We start from the raw sequence: 16644 nt of genomic DNA, 5'->3' as shown, positions 1-16644 counted from the left end.
AATCACCGGAATACAACGTCCTCTAGGTTGAACTCATCAGGAGGCCAGCGGTGAAACATATTTCCGATCTGATTCGTCAAGACGGTACCGACGTGGATGAACTTCGCCGCCGGCTGTTGATCGGTGGTGCTGCCATGGCTGGGGGCTTGGTGCTCCCCGCGTGGGCGTCGGCAGCCGATCGCAGTCCCTCATCTCGTACCAACACAGAAGGAAACCAACATATGGCTACGGTTACAACCAAAGACGGCGTCGAGATCTTCTACAAGGATTGGGGCCCGCGCGACGCCAAGGTCATCCATTTCCATCACGGTTGGCCGCTCAGTTCCGACGACTGGGATGCGCAGATGATGTTCTTCGTGAACAAGGGCTTCCGCGTCGTTGCGCATGATCGCCGTGGCCATGGTCGCTCCAGCCAGGTTTGGGACGGCCATGACATGGATCATTACGCCGATGACGTAGCAGCAGTGGTCGAGAAGCTGGGCACCCAGGGCGCTATGCACGTTGGGCATTCCACGGGCGGCGGTCAGGTGGTGCGTTACATCGCGCGCCATGGCGAAGGCAAGGTGTCCAAGGCCGTGCTCATCAGCGCCGTACCGCCGTTGATGGTCAAGACCGCGAGCAACCCGGGCGGCACGCCGAAGGAGGTCTTCGACAACTTCCAGGCGCAGGTCGCCGCCAACCGCGCGCAGTTCTACTACGACGTTCCCGCCGGCCCCTTCTACGGCTACAACCGTCCCGGCGCCAAGGCATCAGAAGGGGTGATCTGGAACTGGTGGCGGCAGGGCATGATGGGCAGCGCCAAGGCGCACTACGACGGCATCGTCGCCTTCTCGCAGACCGATTTCACCGAGGACCTGAAGGGAATCACCATCCCGGTACTGGTCATCCACGGCGATGACGATCAGGTCGTGCCTTACGAGGACTCTGGCGTGTTGTCGGCCAAGCTGGTCAAGAACGGCAAGCTGCTGACCTACAAGGGGGCGCCGCATGGCATCCCGACCACGCATGCCGACCAGGTCAATGCCGATTTGCTGGCCTTCCTGCAGCAGGGCTGATCGAAGTCGATACGAATGGACACGCCCCGTACGGGATGCGGGGCGTGTGATGAAACGCTAAGGGATCATGATGCAATCGATATTGGGCGCCAACGGCCAGATCGCCACTGAGCTGGCGCGTGTGTTGCGGCGCGAATTCACCCGTGACTTGAGGCTGGTCAGCCGCAATCCACGCAAGGTCAATCATGACGACACGCTCGCATCCGCCGATCTGATGGATGCAAGCCAGACGGCGCGGGCAGTGGAAGGCAGCGAGATCGTCTACTTCACCGCCGGGCTGCCGCCGGATACCGCCCTGTGGGAGCGACAGTTCCCGACCATGCTGCGGAATGCCCTGGATGCGAGCCGCGCCGCTGGCGCGAAGTTTGCCTATTTCGACAACACGTACATGTACCCGCAGGATGCGCGCGTGCTGACCGAGGAGGCGCCGTTCGCGCCGAACGGGCCGAAGGGTCGCGTGCGCGCAGCGATGGCCACGATGGTGTTGGAAGAGATGGCGCGCGGCGACATCCCTGTCTTGATCGGGCGTGCTCCGGAGTTCTATGGCCCTGGCAAGACACAGAGCTTCACCAACGCGCTGGTCACCGACAAGCTGAAGGCCGGCAAGCAGCCACGCGTGCCGATCCGCGACGACACGCGGCGTACGTTGATCTGGACGCCGGATGCCAGCCGCTCCCTGGCGTTGCTGGGCAACACCCCAGATGCTTACGGACACACGTGGCATCTGCCCTGTGACGACGACCGTCCCACGTACCGCCAATTCGTGACCATGGCCTGCGAGGCCTTCGGCCGGCCTGTGTCGTACAAGGTTCTGGGCAAGTGGGCATTCGCATTCGCTGGCTTGTTTTCGCCGCAAGTGCGCGAGATCCGCGAGTTGCTGCCGCGTTATGGGCAGGACAATTTGTTCGATTCCGGCAAGTTCAAGCGCAGGTTCCCTGAGTTCGAGGTGACCAAGTACCCGACCGGGGTACAGGTCATTCGCGAGGCCAAATGAAGGCGGGCCCATGGATGATCTATGGCGCCAATGGCTACACGGGCGAGCTCATCGCGCGTGAGGCGGCACGGCGCGGCCTCACGCCAGTGCTGGCCGGACGGAACCGCGATGCCGTTGAAGCGTTGGCCAGCGAGTTGAAGCTGGAGGCGCGGATCTTCGGTCTCGACGATTCGCCAGCACTCGTCGCGCAGATCCGGGGCCACGCGCTGGTGTTGAATTGCGCCGGGCCTTTTTCCGCGACGGCAACGCCGATGATGGAAGCCTGCCTTGCGACCGGTACGCACTACCTCGATATCACCGGCGAAATCGCCGTGCTCGAGCAGGCGCAGACCCTGGGCGATCGCGCGAAAGCGGTGGGGGTTGTCCTGTGCCCCGGCGTGGGTTTTGACGTCATCCCGACAGACTGCGTGGCAGCGGCGCTCAAGGCGTCTCTCCCGGATGCCACGCACATGTCCTTGGGGTTCGACTCGCGCTCAGGTCTGTCGCCAGGCACCGCCAAGACCTCTATCGAAGGCATGGCAGCCGGCGGCAAGGTTCGTCGCGACGGCAAGATCCTGACTGTTCCCCTTGCATGGGAGGTTCGCCGCATCGACTTCGGTGATGGTGAAAAGCTGGCGATGACGATTCCCTGGGGCGACGTATCGACCGCCTTCCATACCACCGGGATCCCCAACATAGAGGTGTTTGTCCCCGCCTCGCCTCGCCTGATTGCGCACGCGCGACGCGCCAACTGGATCCGGCCACTGCTTGCGATGAAGTGGCTCCAGAAGCTCGCCCAGGCACGCATCGCGAAATCGGTGAAGGGTCCGAGCGAAGCCCAACGCGATGCCATTCCGACCTTTGTCTGGGGGGAAGTATCCAACGCACGAGGTGAACGTCGGACGGCGCGCATTCGCACGGCCAACGGTTACAGCCTGACTATCGACGGATCGCTACACGTCGTCGATCACTTACTGGTCAATTCGCCAGAACCGGGTGCGTATACCCCATCCAAGCTACTTGGACCGGCGCTGGTCAGTCATCTGCCAGGGTCGGGGAAACTCGAAATCAATTAGTCGCAACGAATGTCCGATGTTGGCCGGAAGCGGCCGTCGCAAGTCGACCCGAAGCAGACATCCCGCTATTTCGGCATCGGCGCTTCCACGCCACTGAAGGCCAGCACCGCCGCTGGCAACCGCTCGCCGTGAACTGCGATCGCCGCCACGGCTGAATCGAGTTCGGCAACCTCCGCGGCGCTGAATCGGATACCAGCCGCGCCGATGTTCTCGAGCATGTGCGGCATCTGGGTCGTGCCGGGAATCGGCACGATCCACGGCTTCTGCGCCAGCAGCCAGGCCAGCGCGATCTGCGCCGGTGTCGCCTGCTTGCGCGCGGACCACTGGTTCAGCAGACCGACCAAGGCCAGGTTGTGCGGCACGTTGTCGGGCGCGAAGCGCGACTCGATCTTGCGGATGTCGCCATCCGCATACCGCGTGCGCGCATCGATCGATCCGGTCAGGAAGCCGACGCCCAGCGGGCTCCAGGGCACGAAACCGATGCCGAGTTCCTCGCAAAGCGGGAGGACTTCCTGTTGCGGACCGCGCCACAGCATCGAGAATTCGTTCTGCACGGCGGTGACCGGCAGCGCGGCATGCGCGCGACGCAGCGTCTTCGGGCCCATCTCGGACAGCCCCCAGTGCAGCACCTTGCCCTGTGCCATCAGGTCCTTGACCGCGCCGGCGACGTCTTCGATCGGCACCTGCGGATCGACGCGGTGCTGGTAGAGCAAGTCGATGCGGTCGGTGTTCAGGCGGCGGAGCATGCCCTCGACGGCCAGCTTGATGTGCTCGGGGCGACTGTTGAGGCCCGGGTGGCGCTCGCCGGTCTCAAGGTCGATGTCCCAGCCGAACTTCGAGGTGATGACGACATGGTTGCGAATGGGCGCGATGCCTTCGCCGAGGATGCGTTCGACTTCATGCGGGCCGTACGCTTCGGCGGCATCGAAGAAGGTGACGCCATGCTCGAACGCGGCGCGGATGATCTTGATCATCTCGGGCCGCGACGGAAGGGTCGTCTGGTAGGTGCGGCTCATGTTCTGCACGCCAAGCCCGACGCTGGAGACCTCGAGCGATCCCAGTCGGCGTCGGCCGGTCACGTGCGTCGTCGCGCGTTCGGCCTCTCGACTGGACGAGGGCATTGCGTTCGCCGTCGGTGCTACGCCGGCCAGTCCACCGCCCAGCAGCGGCACCGCTGCGAATGCCGCGGCACCTTGCAGCAGCTTGCGGCGGCCAGGATCTTGCGCGTCGTTGTCCATGCATGCACTCCGAGGGCAGATGCCCCGCTCGAAGACGCCATGTTAGGAACAGCATTTCGCCGGATTAAGGGCGCAAACGCGGATGCGCCCATGAACCTGTCGCATGAATCGAACGCGACGGCCGGTCGATCACGCCGGGTACCGGAGCGCCTGCACGACCAGCGAGAACGCGAGTGATGGTTGCCGCCGGCTTGGGTAATAGAGGTGATAGCCGGGGAACGGTTCGCACCACGCGTCGAGGATCCGGACCAGGCGGCCATCGGCCAACGCCGGTGCGGCCACGTCCTCCATCAGGCAGGCCAGGCCGATGCCCTGGATCGCGGCATCGAGGGCGACGATCGAGTCGTTGACCACCATCGCGCCGTCGACCCGGACGTTCAGTTCGCGTCCTTCGCGCGAAAATTCCCATGCGTACAGGCCGCCATGGGTGGGAAGCCGCAGGTTGATGCAGCGATGCGCGGTCAGCTCATGCGGCGACTGCGGGATCGGGTGCTGCTTGAAATAGGCCGGGGAACCGACGACAGCCTGGCGCAGGTCCGGTCCGATGCGGACCGCGATCATGTCGTTCGCGAGTTGCTCGCCGAGGCGTACCCCGGCATCGAAGCGATCGGCGACGATGTCCACCAGCGTGCCGTCCAGGTCCAGCTCGACATGGATATCGGGGTATTCGGCCATTAGCCCCGAAAGCGCCGGAATCAGCACGGTCTGCGCGGCATGCCGGCTGGTGGTGATGCGCACGATGCCGGCCGGCTTGTCGCGCAAATCGCCGAGCGCGCCGATCTTGGCGTCGATCTCCAGCAACGCGGGTTTCAGGGTCGCGATCAGCTCCTCGCCGGCCGCCGTCGGCGACACACTGCGGGTGCTGCGCGACAGCAGGCGGACACCCAGCCGTGCTTCCAGTCGGCGCACGGTATGGCTCAGCGAGGACTGCGACGTGCCGAGCTTCGCCGCCGCCTTGGTGAAGCTGCGCTCCTCGGCGACCGCCAGCAACGCCACGAGATCCGAAAGGTTCTGCCGATCCATTGATGAATCTCGCGCATGGCGTCAATCGGGTTTTACCACTTTTTCATCATGGATCCTCGCGCGAGGATGACGCCCTCACTCGCTCAGGATCATTCCAATGCAGACCGTCACCCTCAACAACGGCGTGCAGATGCCACTGCTCGGCTTCGGCGTCTACCAGATGAGTGATGCCGAGTGCGAGGCAAGCCTGCTGGAAGCCCTGCGGGTCGGCTATCGGCTGATCGACACCGCCGCCATCTACGGCAACGAAGCGGCCGTGGGGCGCGCATTGAATGCGAGTGGCGTCCCGCGCGAGGAGTTGTTCATCACCACCAAGCTGTGGATCGACGACGCCACCTACGAAGGCACGCAGCGTGCGGTGGCGGCATCGCTCGAGCGCCTGCAGCTCGATTACCTCGACCTGTACCTGATCCACCAGCCCTACCACGACGTCCATGGCGCTTGGCGCGCGATGGAAGCGCTCAACGACGCCGGCACCCTGCGTGCGATCGGGGTCAGCAATTTCCAGCCGGATCGCTTGATGGACTTGCTGGTGCATCACCGGGTAGCGCCGGCGGTGAACCAGGTCGAAACCCATCCGTTCTGCCAGCAGGTCGAGGCGGGCAAGCTGATGTTGGAGCGCGGCGTCCGCCATGAGTCGTGGGCGCCGTTCGCGGAGGGGCGCAGTGACTTGTTCCGCAACGAGGTGCTGGTCGGCATCGCGCGGCACCACGGCAAGAGCGTCGCGCAGGTGGTCCTGCGCTGGCTCACCCAGCGCGGCATCGTGGTGATCCCGAAGTCGGTCAAGCCGGAGCGCATCGCGGAGAACTTCGACGTGTTCGGGTTCGAACTGGATGCCGCCGAGATGGACGCGATCCGCCAGCTCGATACCGGCCGCAGCCTGTTCTTCGATCACCGCGACCCCGCGATGGTCGAGTTCCTCAGCGTTCGCCGCCGGGAAGCAGGCGCGCCTGCTGCCAGTCAATCTTGAACAGAACCAGGAGATCCGCATGAAAACCCGCACCCTTGGCAACAGCGGCCTGGCCGTCTCGGAGATCGGTCTCGGCTGCATGGGCCTGAGCCATGGCTACGGGCCGCCGACGGACCGAGCAGGGGCAATCGCATTGATCCGTTCGGCGGTCGAACAGGGCGTGACCTTGTTCGACACGGCGGAGATCTACGGGCCGTTCACCAACGAAGACGTGGTGGGCGAGGCGTTGGCACCGCTGCGCGAGCGCGTGGTGATCGCCACCAAGTTCGGCTTCGACACCACCCGCACGGATGCCCTCGACCAGCTCAACAGCCGGCCGGACCACATCCGTGCCGTCGCCGAAGCCTCGCTCAAGCGCCTGCGTACCGACGTGATCGACCTGTTCTACCAGCACCGGGTCGATCCGCAGGTGCCGATCGAGGATGTCGCCGGCACCGTCCGTGACCTCATCGCCGAAGGCAAGGTTCGCCACTTCGGCCTGTCCGAAGCCGGTGCCGCCACGATCCGGCGCGCGCATGCCGTGCAGCCTGTCGCCGCATTGCAGAGCGAGTACTCGCTGTGGTGGCGCGAACCCGAGCAGGAAATCCTGCCGACCCTCGAAGAACTCGGCATCGGCTTCGTGCCGTTCAGTCCACTTGGTCGCGGATTCCTGACCGGCGCGATCACCGAGGACACGACCTTCGACAGCAGCGACTTCCGCATGAAGGTCCCGCGCTTCGCCGCGGAAGCCCGGAAAGCGAACCAGGCGCTGGTGGATCGGCTGGGCGTCATCGCCGAACGCAGGGGTGCGACGCGCGCGCAGATCGCGATCGCGTGGTTGCTGGCGCGCAAGCCATGGATCGTGCCGATTCCGGGCACCACCAAGCACCATCGCTTGCGGGAAAACCTGGGTGCCGCGGACGTTGCGCTCGACGCGAATGATCTCGACCAGATCGCGCAGGCGCTGGCCGATATCGAGATCGTGGGCGCCCGTTACCCCGATGAACTCCAGCGGCGCGTGGGTCGCTAGCCCGCTGAAGCTTCGGCGGAGCCGATCGCCCGCCGCACCGCCGGCATGATCCGGCGACTCACCGGAACGGATTCCCCGGTCGTGATGCGAAGGCGACCGACCCCGGACGGATCGCGTTGGAGCGATTCGACGAAGGCGGTATTGACGATATGCGAGCGATGCACGCGGATGAAGGCCGGCGGCAGCTCGGCTTCCAGTTCGTTCAAGCTGCCGCTGTGCAGGCGCTTGCCGCCATCGGCGAAATTGAGTTCCACGTAATCGCCAGCCCCGTTGCAGTGGGTGACCTGGTCGACCGGCACGAGTTCGATCTTGCCGGTGTCGATGATCCTGATTTTCTGCGGTTGCGCCGGCGGCTGGCTCCGCGCCTGGGCCTGGTCGAGCGCGGCCTGGAGTTGTTGCGCGCGACTCGACAGGGCGATCCGCAACTGCTGCTCGCGGGCAAGCACCGACGCCTGCTGGGCGAACAGGAACAGCAGCAGGGCCGCGACGAAGTAGAAAAACAAGGCATCCAGGAACCATCCGCCGAAGAAGAAACTCAGCAACGCGAACGCGACCAGCGAGACGAAATACGCCAAGGCACCAGGCTCGCGTCGCCACGATCGCAGTCCCGTGCCGATCGCGCACAACAGCACCGGGCCAAGCAATGCAACCATGGCTTTGGTGTCGTAGCTGTCGACCAGCAACACCGCGGCCAGGGTCGGCACTGCAACCACGGCGAATGTCCGCACGGGACGTGGGGACCTGAACCTGCGGATCACATGCACTGCCAGACACAACCCGAAGCCGAGCGAACACATGACGATCATGACCAGCCGCAGGTCGTGCAGCGGATAGCGATAGGCGAACAGTCCGCGCGACACCTCCGCAAGCAGTTGCCCGACGGCGAACAAGGACATCAGCGAGAGCACGAATGACCCCGTCCTGTCGCGCCCGCGCATCGCACCGATACCGAAGTACAGGAAGCCGAGCAGGAAAACGCCGGCGGTGATCAGCGATGGCCAGTAACTACGCAGGATCAGGTCCGCCGGATCGGCATGGACCCCGATCGCCAGCAGGTGCAGCGGATTGGCCAGGCGGATGAATCCGTGGTGCCCGGACAGCTCCAGCACGATCTCGTTGGTGCCGGCCCTGAGCACGCCGCGCGGAATCGGGATGACGGCATCCATCCGCCCTGGTGTTTCGCTACCGGCATCGATGCCCGGCCGGCCATTGCCCCCGATCCGCTGGCCGTTGACCCAGGCGCTGCTGGCGGCCTTGCCCGACACGAACAACGCCAGCGGCGCGGTCTGATCCAGCATGGCGGGCGGGATCGTGATGGAAGCCTTGAGCCACAACGAGGCGTGTTGCGTGTCGACCGCCTGGAAGGAGGTGCGGCGGCAGCCGGCATCGGAGAAATCGGGCGGCGTGGTGTCGCCGGCCTTGGCCGGACAGGTCACCACATGCGCCATGTCGATCCACTGCAATGCCTGCGGCTGTGCCTCTGCCGGGCGGATGGGCAACAGGAACAGGAAAGGAAGCAGCAGGGAGGTGAAACGAAGGAGTGCGCGCATGCCGTTGAAAGAATAACCCGCGCCGCTGCGGTGCCGCCGACAACCACTCGCCGATCCGTCGCTGCCGTTGGCAGATTGGCGGGCATCTTCCCCGGATCGAGCACGTAGGGTGGTCCCATTCCGCTCAACGACATGGAGTCGCACCGATGAAATCCACCTGCCTTGCACTCGCCATCGCTTGCCTGTTGTGTGCTCCGCCTGCGGCACGCGCCGATGCCGCCGATGAGCCTTTCGTCTTCAAGAGCACGGCCGGCCAGGCCACCGATGCCATCCGCGGTTCGTTCCAGGTGCCGGAGAACCGTGCCGATCCCGGCAGCCGCATGCTGACCCTGCGCTACGTCCGCTTCCCCAGCACCTCGTCGAAGCCGGGAGCCCCGATCATCTACCTGAGCGGCGGCCCCGGCGGTTCCGGCATCGAGACCGCGAAGCGCGAGCGCTTCCCGCTGTTCATGGCCATGCGCCAGTTCGGCGACGTCATCGCCCTGGACCAGCGCGGCACCGGCGCGTCGGACGACACCCCGGTCTGCGAACCGAAGGCCGCGCCGTCGGACTCGCAGCTGATGACGGATGAGGCGTACGCAGCCGCGTACCGTGCCGCCGCCCTTGAATGCGCGGCGTTCTGGAAAGCCAAGGGCGTCGACCTGCGTGGCTACACCACCGTCGAGAGCGCCCGCGACCTCGATGCGCTGCGCCAGCACCTGGGCGCCGACAAGATCAGCTTGTGGGGCATCTCGTATGGCACGCACCTGGCACTCGCCGCGATCAAGTCTATGGATGACCGGCTGGATCGGGTCGTGCTGGCGAGCGCGGAGGGGCTGGACCAGACCGTCAAGCTGCCCGCCGGCACCGATGCCTACTTCGATCGCCTGCAGGCCGCGGTGGACAACGACCCGCGCGCGAAAGCCGAGTATCCCGACATCAAGGCACTGATCGCCCGCGTCCACCAGAAACTGCAGGACAAGCCGGTCATGCTGCACCTCAAGGGTCCGGATGGCGCGGACGCCGACGTGCTGCTGCAGCGTCGCACCCTGCAGATGATCGAAGCGGGGCCCATCGCCGACCCGCAGGGCGCGATCCTGATGCTCGGGATCTATCGCGCCGCCGATGCCGGCGACTACCAGCCGCTGGCGGGACTCATGCAACGTTTCTCCGCGCCCGGCGAGCCATTGACGATGCGGGCCATGCCGCTGGCCATGGATGTCGCCTCCGGCATCGGCGACGACCTCCTGGCCGTGGTCGAAACACAGGCGAAAACCGCGCTGCTGGGCGATTTCCTCAATTTCCCGATGCCGCAACTGCGAGGGGTGTTCCCCGCTCTCGACCTCGGCGACGCGTTCCGCAAGGCGCCGGTCAGCCGCGTGCCCACCCTGCTGCTCATGGGCACGCTGGATGGCCGCATCTATCCGGACAGCCAGCTTGAAGCCGTCGCCGGCCTGGATCGGTTGCAGGCGATCACGGTCGTCAATGCCGGGCACAACCTGTTCATGACCTCGCCCGAGATCACCGCCGCGATCGAACGCTTCATGCGCGGCGAACCGATGAAGTCCGCGCAGATCGTCATCCCGTCGCCGGACTTCACGCCGGCGCTGGCGCCCACCATCACCGCACCAAAGCCCTGATCATGCCGATAACGGGGGCACATGACGTGCGCCTCAATACACTCTCCCGGGCGTTCGAAGCCCGGGAGCGTGTTTGCCCGCTGCTAGTCGAAAGTCGACCGCGCTCTGCAGGTTCAACCCAGCAACAGCCTCGCAATCCCCGCCGCCGCATCCCGCCCTTCCTGCACCGCAGTCACCACAAGATCCGCGCCGCGCACGCCATCGCCGCCGGCGAACACCTTCGGGTTGCTGGTCTGGTACGGCAGCGCACCGCCCGCAGGCTTCGCGCAGCCACGCGGCTTCGGTGCGGCTTTGATGCGGCCATTGGCCTCGGCATCGATGCCATGCGCCGCGAGCCATGCCGGCGGTTCCGGCTGGAAGCCGAAGGCGATGATCACCACGTCGGCGTCGAGTTCGGATTCGCTGCCGGGGACAACTTCTGCATTGCGACGACCGCGTGCATCGGGTTCGCCCAAGCGCGTTTCGGCGACGCGTACCGCATGCACGGCATTGTCGCCGAGCAATGCCAGCGGCTGGCGATTGAACAGGAACTCCACGCCTTCCTCGCGCGCATTCGCCACTTCGCGCGCGGAACCGGGCATGTTGGCTTCGTCGCGGCGATAGACGCACTGCACGCTGGCTGCACCCAGGCGGATCGCGCTGCGCACGCAGTCCATGCCGGTGTCGCCGCCGCCGAGCACCACCACGCGCTTGTCCTTCAGGTCGGGCAACGCGATCTGGTCTTCCCAGCCGGCGATCGCGCGGCCTTCCGTGTCGTCGCCGATCACGATGCGGCCGTTTTGCACCAGGAAGGGCAGCGCCGGCAGCACGTTCGCCAACTCCTGTCCGGGCAGGCGGCCATCGGTGTAGCGATAGCTGCCGATGCCGAGGAACACCGCATCGAAGTCGTCGAGCAGGGATTGCATCGACACATCGCGGCCGATTTCCACACCCAGCTTGAACTGCACGCCCATGCCGATCAGCACTTCATGGCGCTGGTAGAGGACCGTGCGTTCCAGCTTGAAGGTGGGGATGCCGAACTGCAGCAGGCCACCGATTTTTTCGTAACGGTCGAACACGGTGGCTTCGATGCCGGCGCGCGCGAGGCGATCCGCGCAGGCAAGCCCGGCCGGTCCCGCGCCAACGATGGCGACACGCTTGCCGGTGCTCGGCGCCTGCGAAAGATCCGGCGTCCAGCCTTGTGCGAGTGCGGCATCGACGATGTATTTCTCCACCGCGCCGATGGTCACCGCGCCGAAACCGTCGTTGAGCGTGCAGCTGCCCTCGCACAAACGATCCTGCGGGCAGACGCGGCCGCAGATTTCCGGCAGCGGATTGGTTTCGTGGCAGAGCGCCGCCGCTTCCAGCACGCGGCCCTCGCGTGCCAGTTCCAGCCATTGCGGGATGCGGTTGTGCAGCGGACAACCCCAGCTGCAATACGGGTTGCCGCAATCCAGGCAACGCCCGGCCTGGTGTTTGGCCTCGTCTTCGCCGAAGCGCCCGTACAGCTCGCCCCAGTCGCCATCGCGGCGCAGCTGCAGCGGGATGCGCGCGGGCATCGCACGTTCGCGGTCGAGGAAATCGAAGATCGCTTTCTTCGTCATGCGGCGCGCCTCAGGTCGTCGGCCAGCGATTCCAGGCTGGCGGCCTTCGGCTTGACCAGCCAGAACTTGCCGAGGAAATCGCGGAAGTCGTCGAGCACGCGTTGCGCGAACACGCTGCCGGTCAGCGCGACATGGGTTTCCAGCAGGTCGGTGAGGTGCGAGCGGTGCGCTTCGAAACCTTCGTGGTTAATGCGCAGGATGTCGATCAGTTCGTGGTTGTAGCGGTCGACGAAATCGCGGTCGAGGTCGAGCACGTAAGCCATGCCGCCAGTGAAGCCGGCACCGAAGTTCAGGCCGGTGCGGCCGAGCACCGCGACCACGCCGCCGGTCATGTATTCGCAGCAATGGTCGCCCACCCCTTCCACCACCGCGATGGCGCCGGAATTGCGCACCGCGAAGCGTTCGCCGGCATGGCCGGAGGCATACAGTTCGCCGCCGGTGGCGCCGTACAAGCAGGTGTTGCCGAGGATCGGCGTGTCGCAGGCGACGAATTGCGCATCGCGCGCCGGGCGGATCACGATGCGGCCACCGGCCATGCCCTTTCCGACGTAATCGTTGGCCTCGCCTTCCAGCGTGAGCCGCAAACCACTGGCGAGGAAACCGCCGAAGCTCTGCCCGGCGGTGCCGGTGAAATGCAGGTCGATCGGTGCTTCGCGCATGCCGTGGTCGCCGTGCAAACGGGCGATGCGGCCGGACAGGCGCGCGCCGATGCTGCGGTCGGTGTTGCGGATCGGATAGGCGAAGCTGCCGCCGAGTGCGTTGGTCAGCACCAAGTCGAGGTCGGCATCGAGTTGCGCAGTGAGGCCATCGGTCGATGCGGTGAGTTGCGGCGTGCCGCAATGACCGCCATGCACCAGGCCATCGCCCGCGAGCAACAGCGACAGGTCGATGCGTTCGCCGGTGGTGGCTTGTGCATCGCGTTGTTGCAGCAGATCGGTGCGGCCAACCAGTTCACCCAATGTGCGTGCACCGAGTTGGGCCAGGTAGCCGCGCACTTCTTCCGCCAGTCCGCGGAAGAAATTCTCCACGCGGTCCGGCAGGCCGGTGAAATGGTCGGCGCGCAGGCGGTCATCCTGCGTGGCGATGCCGGTGGCGCAGTTGTTGAGGTGGCAGATACGCAAGTATTTGCAGCCAAGCGCGATCATCGGTGCGGTGCCGAAGCCGAAACTCTCGGCGCCCAGCAGCGCCGCCTTGATCACGTCCAGGCCGGTCTTGAGCCCACCATCGGCCTGCACGATCACTCGTTCGCGCAGCCCATTGGCCAGCAACCCTTGTCGCGCTTCGGACAAGCCGAGTTCCCAGGGCGTGCCGGCATAGCGAATGGAAGAAATCGGGCTGGCACCGGTGCCGCCGTCGTGGCCGGAAATGGTGATGAGGTCCGCGCCGGCTTTGGCCACGCCGGTGGCAATCGTGCCGACACCCGCATGCGAAACCAGCTTCACCGAAACCAATGCTTCGGGATTCACTTGCTTCAAATCGAAGATCAGCTGCGCGAGGTCCTCGATCGAATAGATGTCGTGGTGCGGCGGTGGCGAGATCAGGCCGATACCCGGGCGCGCGTAACGCAGCTTGGCGATCAACGCATTGACCTTGTGGCCGGGCAGCTGGCCGCCTTCACCGGGCTTGGCGCCCTGCGCCATCTTGATCTGCAGGACTTCGGCATTGACCAGGTACTCGGGGGTGACGCCGAAACGGCCCGACGCGATCTGCTTGATCTTCGATACCTTGTCGCTGCGATAGCGCGCCGGATCCTCGCCGCCTTCACCGGAATTGCTGCGCCCGCCAAGCCTGTTCATCGCGATGGCCAGCGCTTCATGCGCTTCCGGCGACAACGCGCCGAGCGACATCGCCGCGGTATCGAAACGACGCACGATCGCTTCGACCGGTTCGACCTCATCGATCGGGATCGCGTTCGACTTGGTCGTGACGAGCGATAGCAGATCGCGCAACGCTGCCGGCGGTCGCGTGTTAACCGCATCGGCATAGCGCGTCCAGTCTTCGCGCGTGCCGGTCATGACCGCGCGCTGCAGCGCCTGCACCACCTCGGGGTTGAACTGGTGGTATTCGCCATCCGGCGTGAACTGCAGCAGGCCGCCGATTTCCGGTAGCGCATTGTTGTCCCAGCCGATCTTCGCCAGATGCTCCGCTTCGGCCTGCAATTCGGCGAAACCGGCACCACCGATCCGCGATGGCGTACCGGCGAAACACAGCTCCGTCACTTCGCGATCCAGCCCGATGATTTCGAACAGGCGTCCGCCGCGGTAGCTGCCGATGGTGCTGATGCCCATCTTCGAAATGATCTTGAGCAAGCCCTTGCGCACGCCGCGCCGGTAGCTGCGACCGATCTGCGCGACTTCGCCGTGCTTGGTCTTGAGGATGCCGCGCACGCCGAGATCGTGCAGCGTTTGATAGGCGAGATACGGATACACCGCGGTGGCGCCATAGCCGATCAGGCAGGCGAAGTGATGTGGGTCGCGCGCGGTGCCGGTTTCCACGATCAGGTTCGCCGCGCAGCGCAGGCCGGTGCGCACCAGGTGTTGGTGCACCGCGCCGGTGGCGAGCAGGGCATGCAGCATCAGTTGCCCGCGACGCGGCCGACGGTCGGACAGGATCAGCAACAACACGCCATCGCGCGCGGCGGCTTCGGCTTGTGCGCAGAGTTGTTCGATCGCGGCACGCAGGCCGATATCGGCATCGAAACCGAGCTCCAGATAGCGATACGCGGTGTCGTAGGGTGGCATCGCCAGCAGCTGGCGCAGCTTGCGTTGGCTCAGCACCGGCGAATTGAGGTGCACGTGGTGCACGGTCTCCGCACTGTCGGCGAAGACGTTGCCCTCGCGGCCGAGCTGCGTGGCCAGCGACATCACACAGTCTTCGCGCAGCGGATCGATCGGCGGATTGGTGACCTGCGCGAAGGCCTGGCGGAAGCGGTCGTACAGCGGGCGCACCTGTTGCGACAGCGTCGCCATCGGCACGTCGTCGCCCATCGAGCCGATCGCTTCCTGCTCGGTTTCGGCGAGCGGGCGCAGCACTTTCTCGCGTTCCTCGCGGGTCAGCTGGAACAGTTTTTGGAAGCCAGCCAGCGTCGCATGGTCGAACGGCGCATCGGTCAGGCCGGGATCGATCAGTTCGCTGTGCAGGTACGTCATGCCCTGTCGCAGCCAGCGCTTGTACGGCGCGCGCGCGCGGTTGATCGCGTCGATGGCGTCGCTTTCCAGCAGGCGTCCATCGCGCAGATCGGCGGCGATCATCTGCCCGGGCCCCAGCTTGCCCTTGCGCACGATCTGCGCCGAGGGCACGTCCCAGACGCCGGCTTCCGAGGCGATCAGGAAATGCCGGTCGCGGGTGAGTTGCCAGCGCGCCGGGCGCAGGCCGTTGCGATCCAGCGTGCAGGCGGCATAGCGGCCGTCGAACAGCACGATGCCGGCCGGCCCGTCCCAGGGCTCGCTGTTGAGCGCGTAGTACTCGTAGAACGCGGCGAGGTCCGCATCCTTGTATTCCAGCGATTGCGTGGCCGGTGGCACCAGGATGCGCATTGCTTTCAATGCATCCATGCCGCCGGCTTCGAGCAGGTCGAGCATCGCATCGAGGGATTGCGAATCGGAGCCGTCGACCTCGATCACCGGATCGAATTCGCGCGGATCGAGCTGCTCGCTGCGCCACACATGCGCGCGCGCCTGCGCCCAGGCGCGATTGCCGGCGATGGTATTGATCTCGCCGTTGTGGGCCAGCATGCGGAACGGCTGCGCCAGCGACCAGCGCGACGATGTGTTGGTGGAGAAGCGCTGGTGGAACACCACCACGCTGCTGGCAAGATCCGCGCGCTGCAGATCCGGGTACAGCTGCGGCAGTCGCGAGGGCAGCACCATGCCCTTGTAGCCGATGCTGTCCGCCGACAGGCTGACGATGTAGAACGCCGGGACGTCCTGCAGGCGTTGCGTCGCGCGGCGACGGGCGAGATAGAGCTTGTGGCGGAAGGCCTCCGGTGTGGGCGCGTCGCCATCGCCCGGCGTGGTCACGAATACCTGCTCGATGCGCGGCATATTGGCGCGCGCGGTGACGCCGCAGGCCTCGGCATCCACCGGCAACTTGCGCCAGCCGGCGACGCTGAGCTGCACCTCGACCAGGGCCTTGCGCAACATGTCGCGACAGCGGGCGGCCTCGGTTTCGTCCTGTGGCAGGAACACCAGCCCGGCGGCGAATTGCGAACCCAGTACGAAGCCCGCCTCATCGGCCAGCGTGCGCAGGAAGGCATCCGGTTGCTTGATCAGCAGGCCGCAGCCATCGCCGCTCAATCCGTCCGCCGCCACGCCGCCGCGATGGGTCATGCGTGCAAGCGCTTCCAGCGCGGCCTCCACCGTGGCGCGGCTGGCACGGTCGTCCAGCTGCGCGATCAGGCCGAAGCCGCAGCTGTCCCGCTCATCGCGAGGGTCGTACAGGCCCATTGAATCAGGACAGGATTGGTCGCACTCCGTCATGGCGGTTCCGAGGCTCGCTGCACTGCAACATGACCCGAGCCTAGAACAAAAAATTAGAGTTGTGATCGGT

11 protein-coding genes are annotated in these 16644 nt (G+C 65.5%); 6 read left to right on the top strand and 5 right to left on the bottom strand.

All coding sequences use genetic code 11. The annotated features are described in order from the left end of the window. Window positions 1-221: 221 nt before the first annotated feature. The 3 genes from G7079_RS00800 (at window position 222) to G7079_RS00790 (ending at window position 3104) form a co-directional block, all read left to right on the top strand. The gene (locus tag G7079_RS00800) at window positions 222-1055 is read left to right on the top strand and encodes an alpha/beta hydrolase (protein ID WP_166054637.1); all 834 of its coding nucleotides are present in this window, start codon (window positions 222-224) and stop codon (window positions 1053-1055) included. Between the two features lie 70 nt (window positions 1056-1125). After that, window positions 1126-2049: an NAD-dependent epimerase/dehydratase family protein gene (locus tag G7079_RS00795; protein WP_166054635.1), complete on the top strand. Its 924-nt coding sequence runs from the start codon at window positions 1126-1128 to the stop codon at window positions 2047-2049. Between the two features lie 14 nt (window positions 2050-2063). After that, the gene (locus G7079_RS00790) at window positions 2064-3104 is read left to right on the top strand and encodes a saccharopine dehydrogenase NADP-binding domain-containing protein (protein WP_166054633.1); all 1041 of its coding nucleotides are present in this window, start codon (window positions 2064-2066) and stop codon (window positions 3102-3104) included. A gap of 65 nt (window positions 3105-3169) precedes the next feature. Here G7079_RS00790 and G7079_RS00785 read toward each other — a convergent pair whose 3' ends face one another. Beyond that, window positions 3170-4342 (bottom strand): aldo/keto reductase, encoded by a 1173-nt coding sequence (locus G7079_RS00785; protein ID WP_166054631.1) that lies wholly within the window; start codon window positions 4340-4342, stop codon window positions 3170-3172. A gap of 129 nt (window positions 4343-4471) precedes the next feature. Beyond that, window positions 4472-5365, bottom strand: coding sequence for a LysR family transcriptional regulator (locus tag G7079_RS00780; RefSeq protein ID WP_166054629.1), 894 nt, complete (start codon window positions 5363-5365; stop codon window positions 4472-4474). Window positions 5366-5462: 97 nt separating this feature from the next. Between G7079_RS00780 and G7079_RS00775 the strand changes: the two genes are divergently transcribed. Both G7079_RS00775 and G7079_RS00770 read left to right on the top strand, forming a co-directional pair. Next, window positions 5463-6335 (top strand): aldo/keto reductase, encoded by an 873-nt coding sequence (locus G7079_RS00775; RefSeq protein ID WP_166054627.1) that lies wholly within the window; start codon window positions 5463-5465, stop codon window positions 6333-6335. A gap of 19 nt (window positions 6336-6354) precedes the next feature. Then, window positions 6355-7344 (top strand): aldo/keto reductase, encoded by a 990-nt coding sequence (locus G7079_RS00770; protein ID WP_166054626.1) that lies wholly within the window; start codon window positions 6355-6357, stop codon window positions 7342-7344. On the opposite strand, the gene G7079_RS00765 is transcribed toward G7079_RS00770, so the two are convergent. Then, complete coding sequence (locus tag G7079_RS00765) at window positions 7341-8894, bottom strand: LytTR family DNA-binding domain-containing protein (protein ID WP_166054624.1); 1554 nt, start codon at window positions 8892-8894, stop codon at window positions 7341-7343. The two genes, G7079_RS00770 and G7079_RS00765, sit on opposite strands and share 4 nt — an antisense overlap. A gap of 146 nt (window positions 8895-9040) precedes the next feature. Between G7079_RS00765 and G7079_RS00760 the strand changes: the two genes are divergently transcribed. Continuing rightward, complete coding sequence (locus tag G7079_RS00760) at window positions 9041-10513, top strand: alpha/beta hydrolase (RefSeq protein WP_166054622.1); 1473 nt, start codon at window positions 9041-9043, stop codon at window positions 10511-10513. Between the two features lie 113 nt (window positions 10514-10626). On the opposite strand, the gene G7079_RS00755 is transcribed toward G7079_RS00760, so the two are convergent. Together G7079_RS00755 and gltB are read right to left on the bottom strand one after the other, a co-directional pair. Continuing rightward, window positions 10627-12096 carry an FAD-dependent oxidoreductase gene (locus G7079_RS00755; protein WP_166054620.1) on the bottom strand — a complete coding sequence of 490 codons (1470 nt, stop codon included), beginning with the start codon at window positions 12094-12096 and terminating at the stop codon, window positions 10627-10629. Further along, window positions 12093-16574: a glutamate synthase large subunit gene (gene gltB, locus G7079_RS00750; protein ID WP_166054618.1), complete on the bottom strand. Its 4482-nt coding sequence runs from the start codon at window positions 16572-16574 to the stop codon at window positions 12093-12095. Before gltB ends, G7079_RS00755 begins: the two co-directional genes overlap by 4 nt. Between the last annotated feature and the right edge of the window lie 70 nt (window positions 16575-16644).

This window comes from Thermomonas sp. HDW16 (assembly GCF_011302915.1).
Taxonomy (GTDB): domain Bacteria; phylum Pseudomonadota; class Gammaproteobacteria; order Xanthomonadales; family Xanthomonadaceae; genus Thermomonas.
This window is presented reverse-complemented; position numbering and strand designations above follow the sequence as displayed.

Excerpts from the sequence above, each read along its gene's own strand:
- G7079_RS00780 (WP_166054629.1), bottom strand. The coding sequence starts at position 5,365 with ATGGATCGGCAGAACCTTTCGGATCTCGTGGCGTTGCTGGCGGTCGCC.
- G7079_RS00770 (WP_166054626.1), top strand. The coding sequence starts at position 6,355 with ATGAAAACCCGCACCCTTGGCAACAGCGGCCTGGCCGTCTCGGAGATC.
- gltB (WP_166054618.1), bottom strand. The coding sequence starts at position 16,574 with ATGACGGAGTGCGACCAATCCTGTCCTGATTCAATGGGCCTGTACGAC.
- G7079_RS00790 (WP_166054633.1), top strand. The coding sequence starts at position 2,064 with ATGATCTATGGCGCCAATGGCTACACGGGCGAGCTCATCGCGCGTGAG.
- G7079_RS00795 (WP_166054635.1), top strand. The coding sequence starts at position 1,126 with ATGCAATCGATATTGGGCGCCAACGGCCAGATCGCCACTGAGCTGGCG.
- G7079_RS00760 (WP_166054622.1), top strand. The coding sequence starts at position 9,041 with ATGAAATCCACCTGCCTTGCACTCGCCATCGCTTGCCTGTTGTGTGCT.
- G7079_RS00775 (WP_166054627.1), top strand. The coding sequence starts at position 5,463 with ATGCAGACCGTCACCCTCAACAACGGCGTGCAGATGCCACTGCTCGGC.
- G7079_RS00765 (WP_166054624.1), bottom strand. The coding sequence starts at position 8,894 with ATGCGCGCACTCCTTCGTTTCACCTCCCTGCTGCTTCCTTTCCTGTTC.
- G7079_RS00800 (WP_166054637.1), top strand. The coding sequence starts at position 222 with ATGGCTACGGTTACAACCAAAGACGGCGTCGAGATCTTCTACAAGGAT.
- G7079_RS00785 (WP_166054631.1), bottom strand. The coding sequence starts at position 4,342 with ATGGACAACGACGCGCAAGATCCTGGCCGCCGCAAGCTGCTGCAAGGT.
- G7079_RS00755 (WP_166054620.1), bottom strand. The coding sequence starts at position 12,096 with ATGACGAAGAAAGCGATCTTCGATTTCCTCGACCGCGAACGTGCGATG.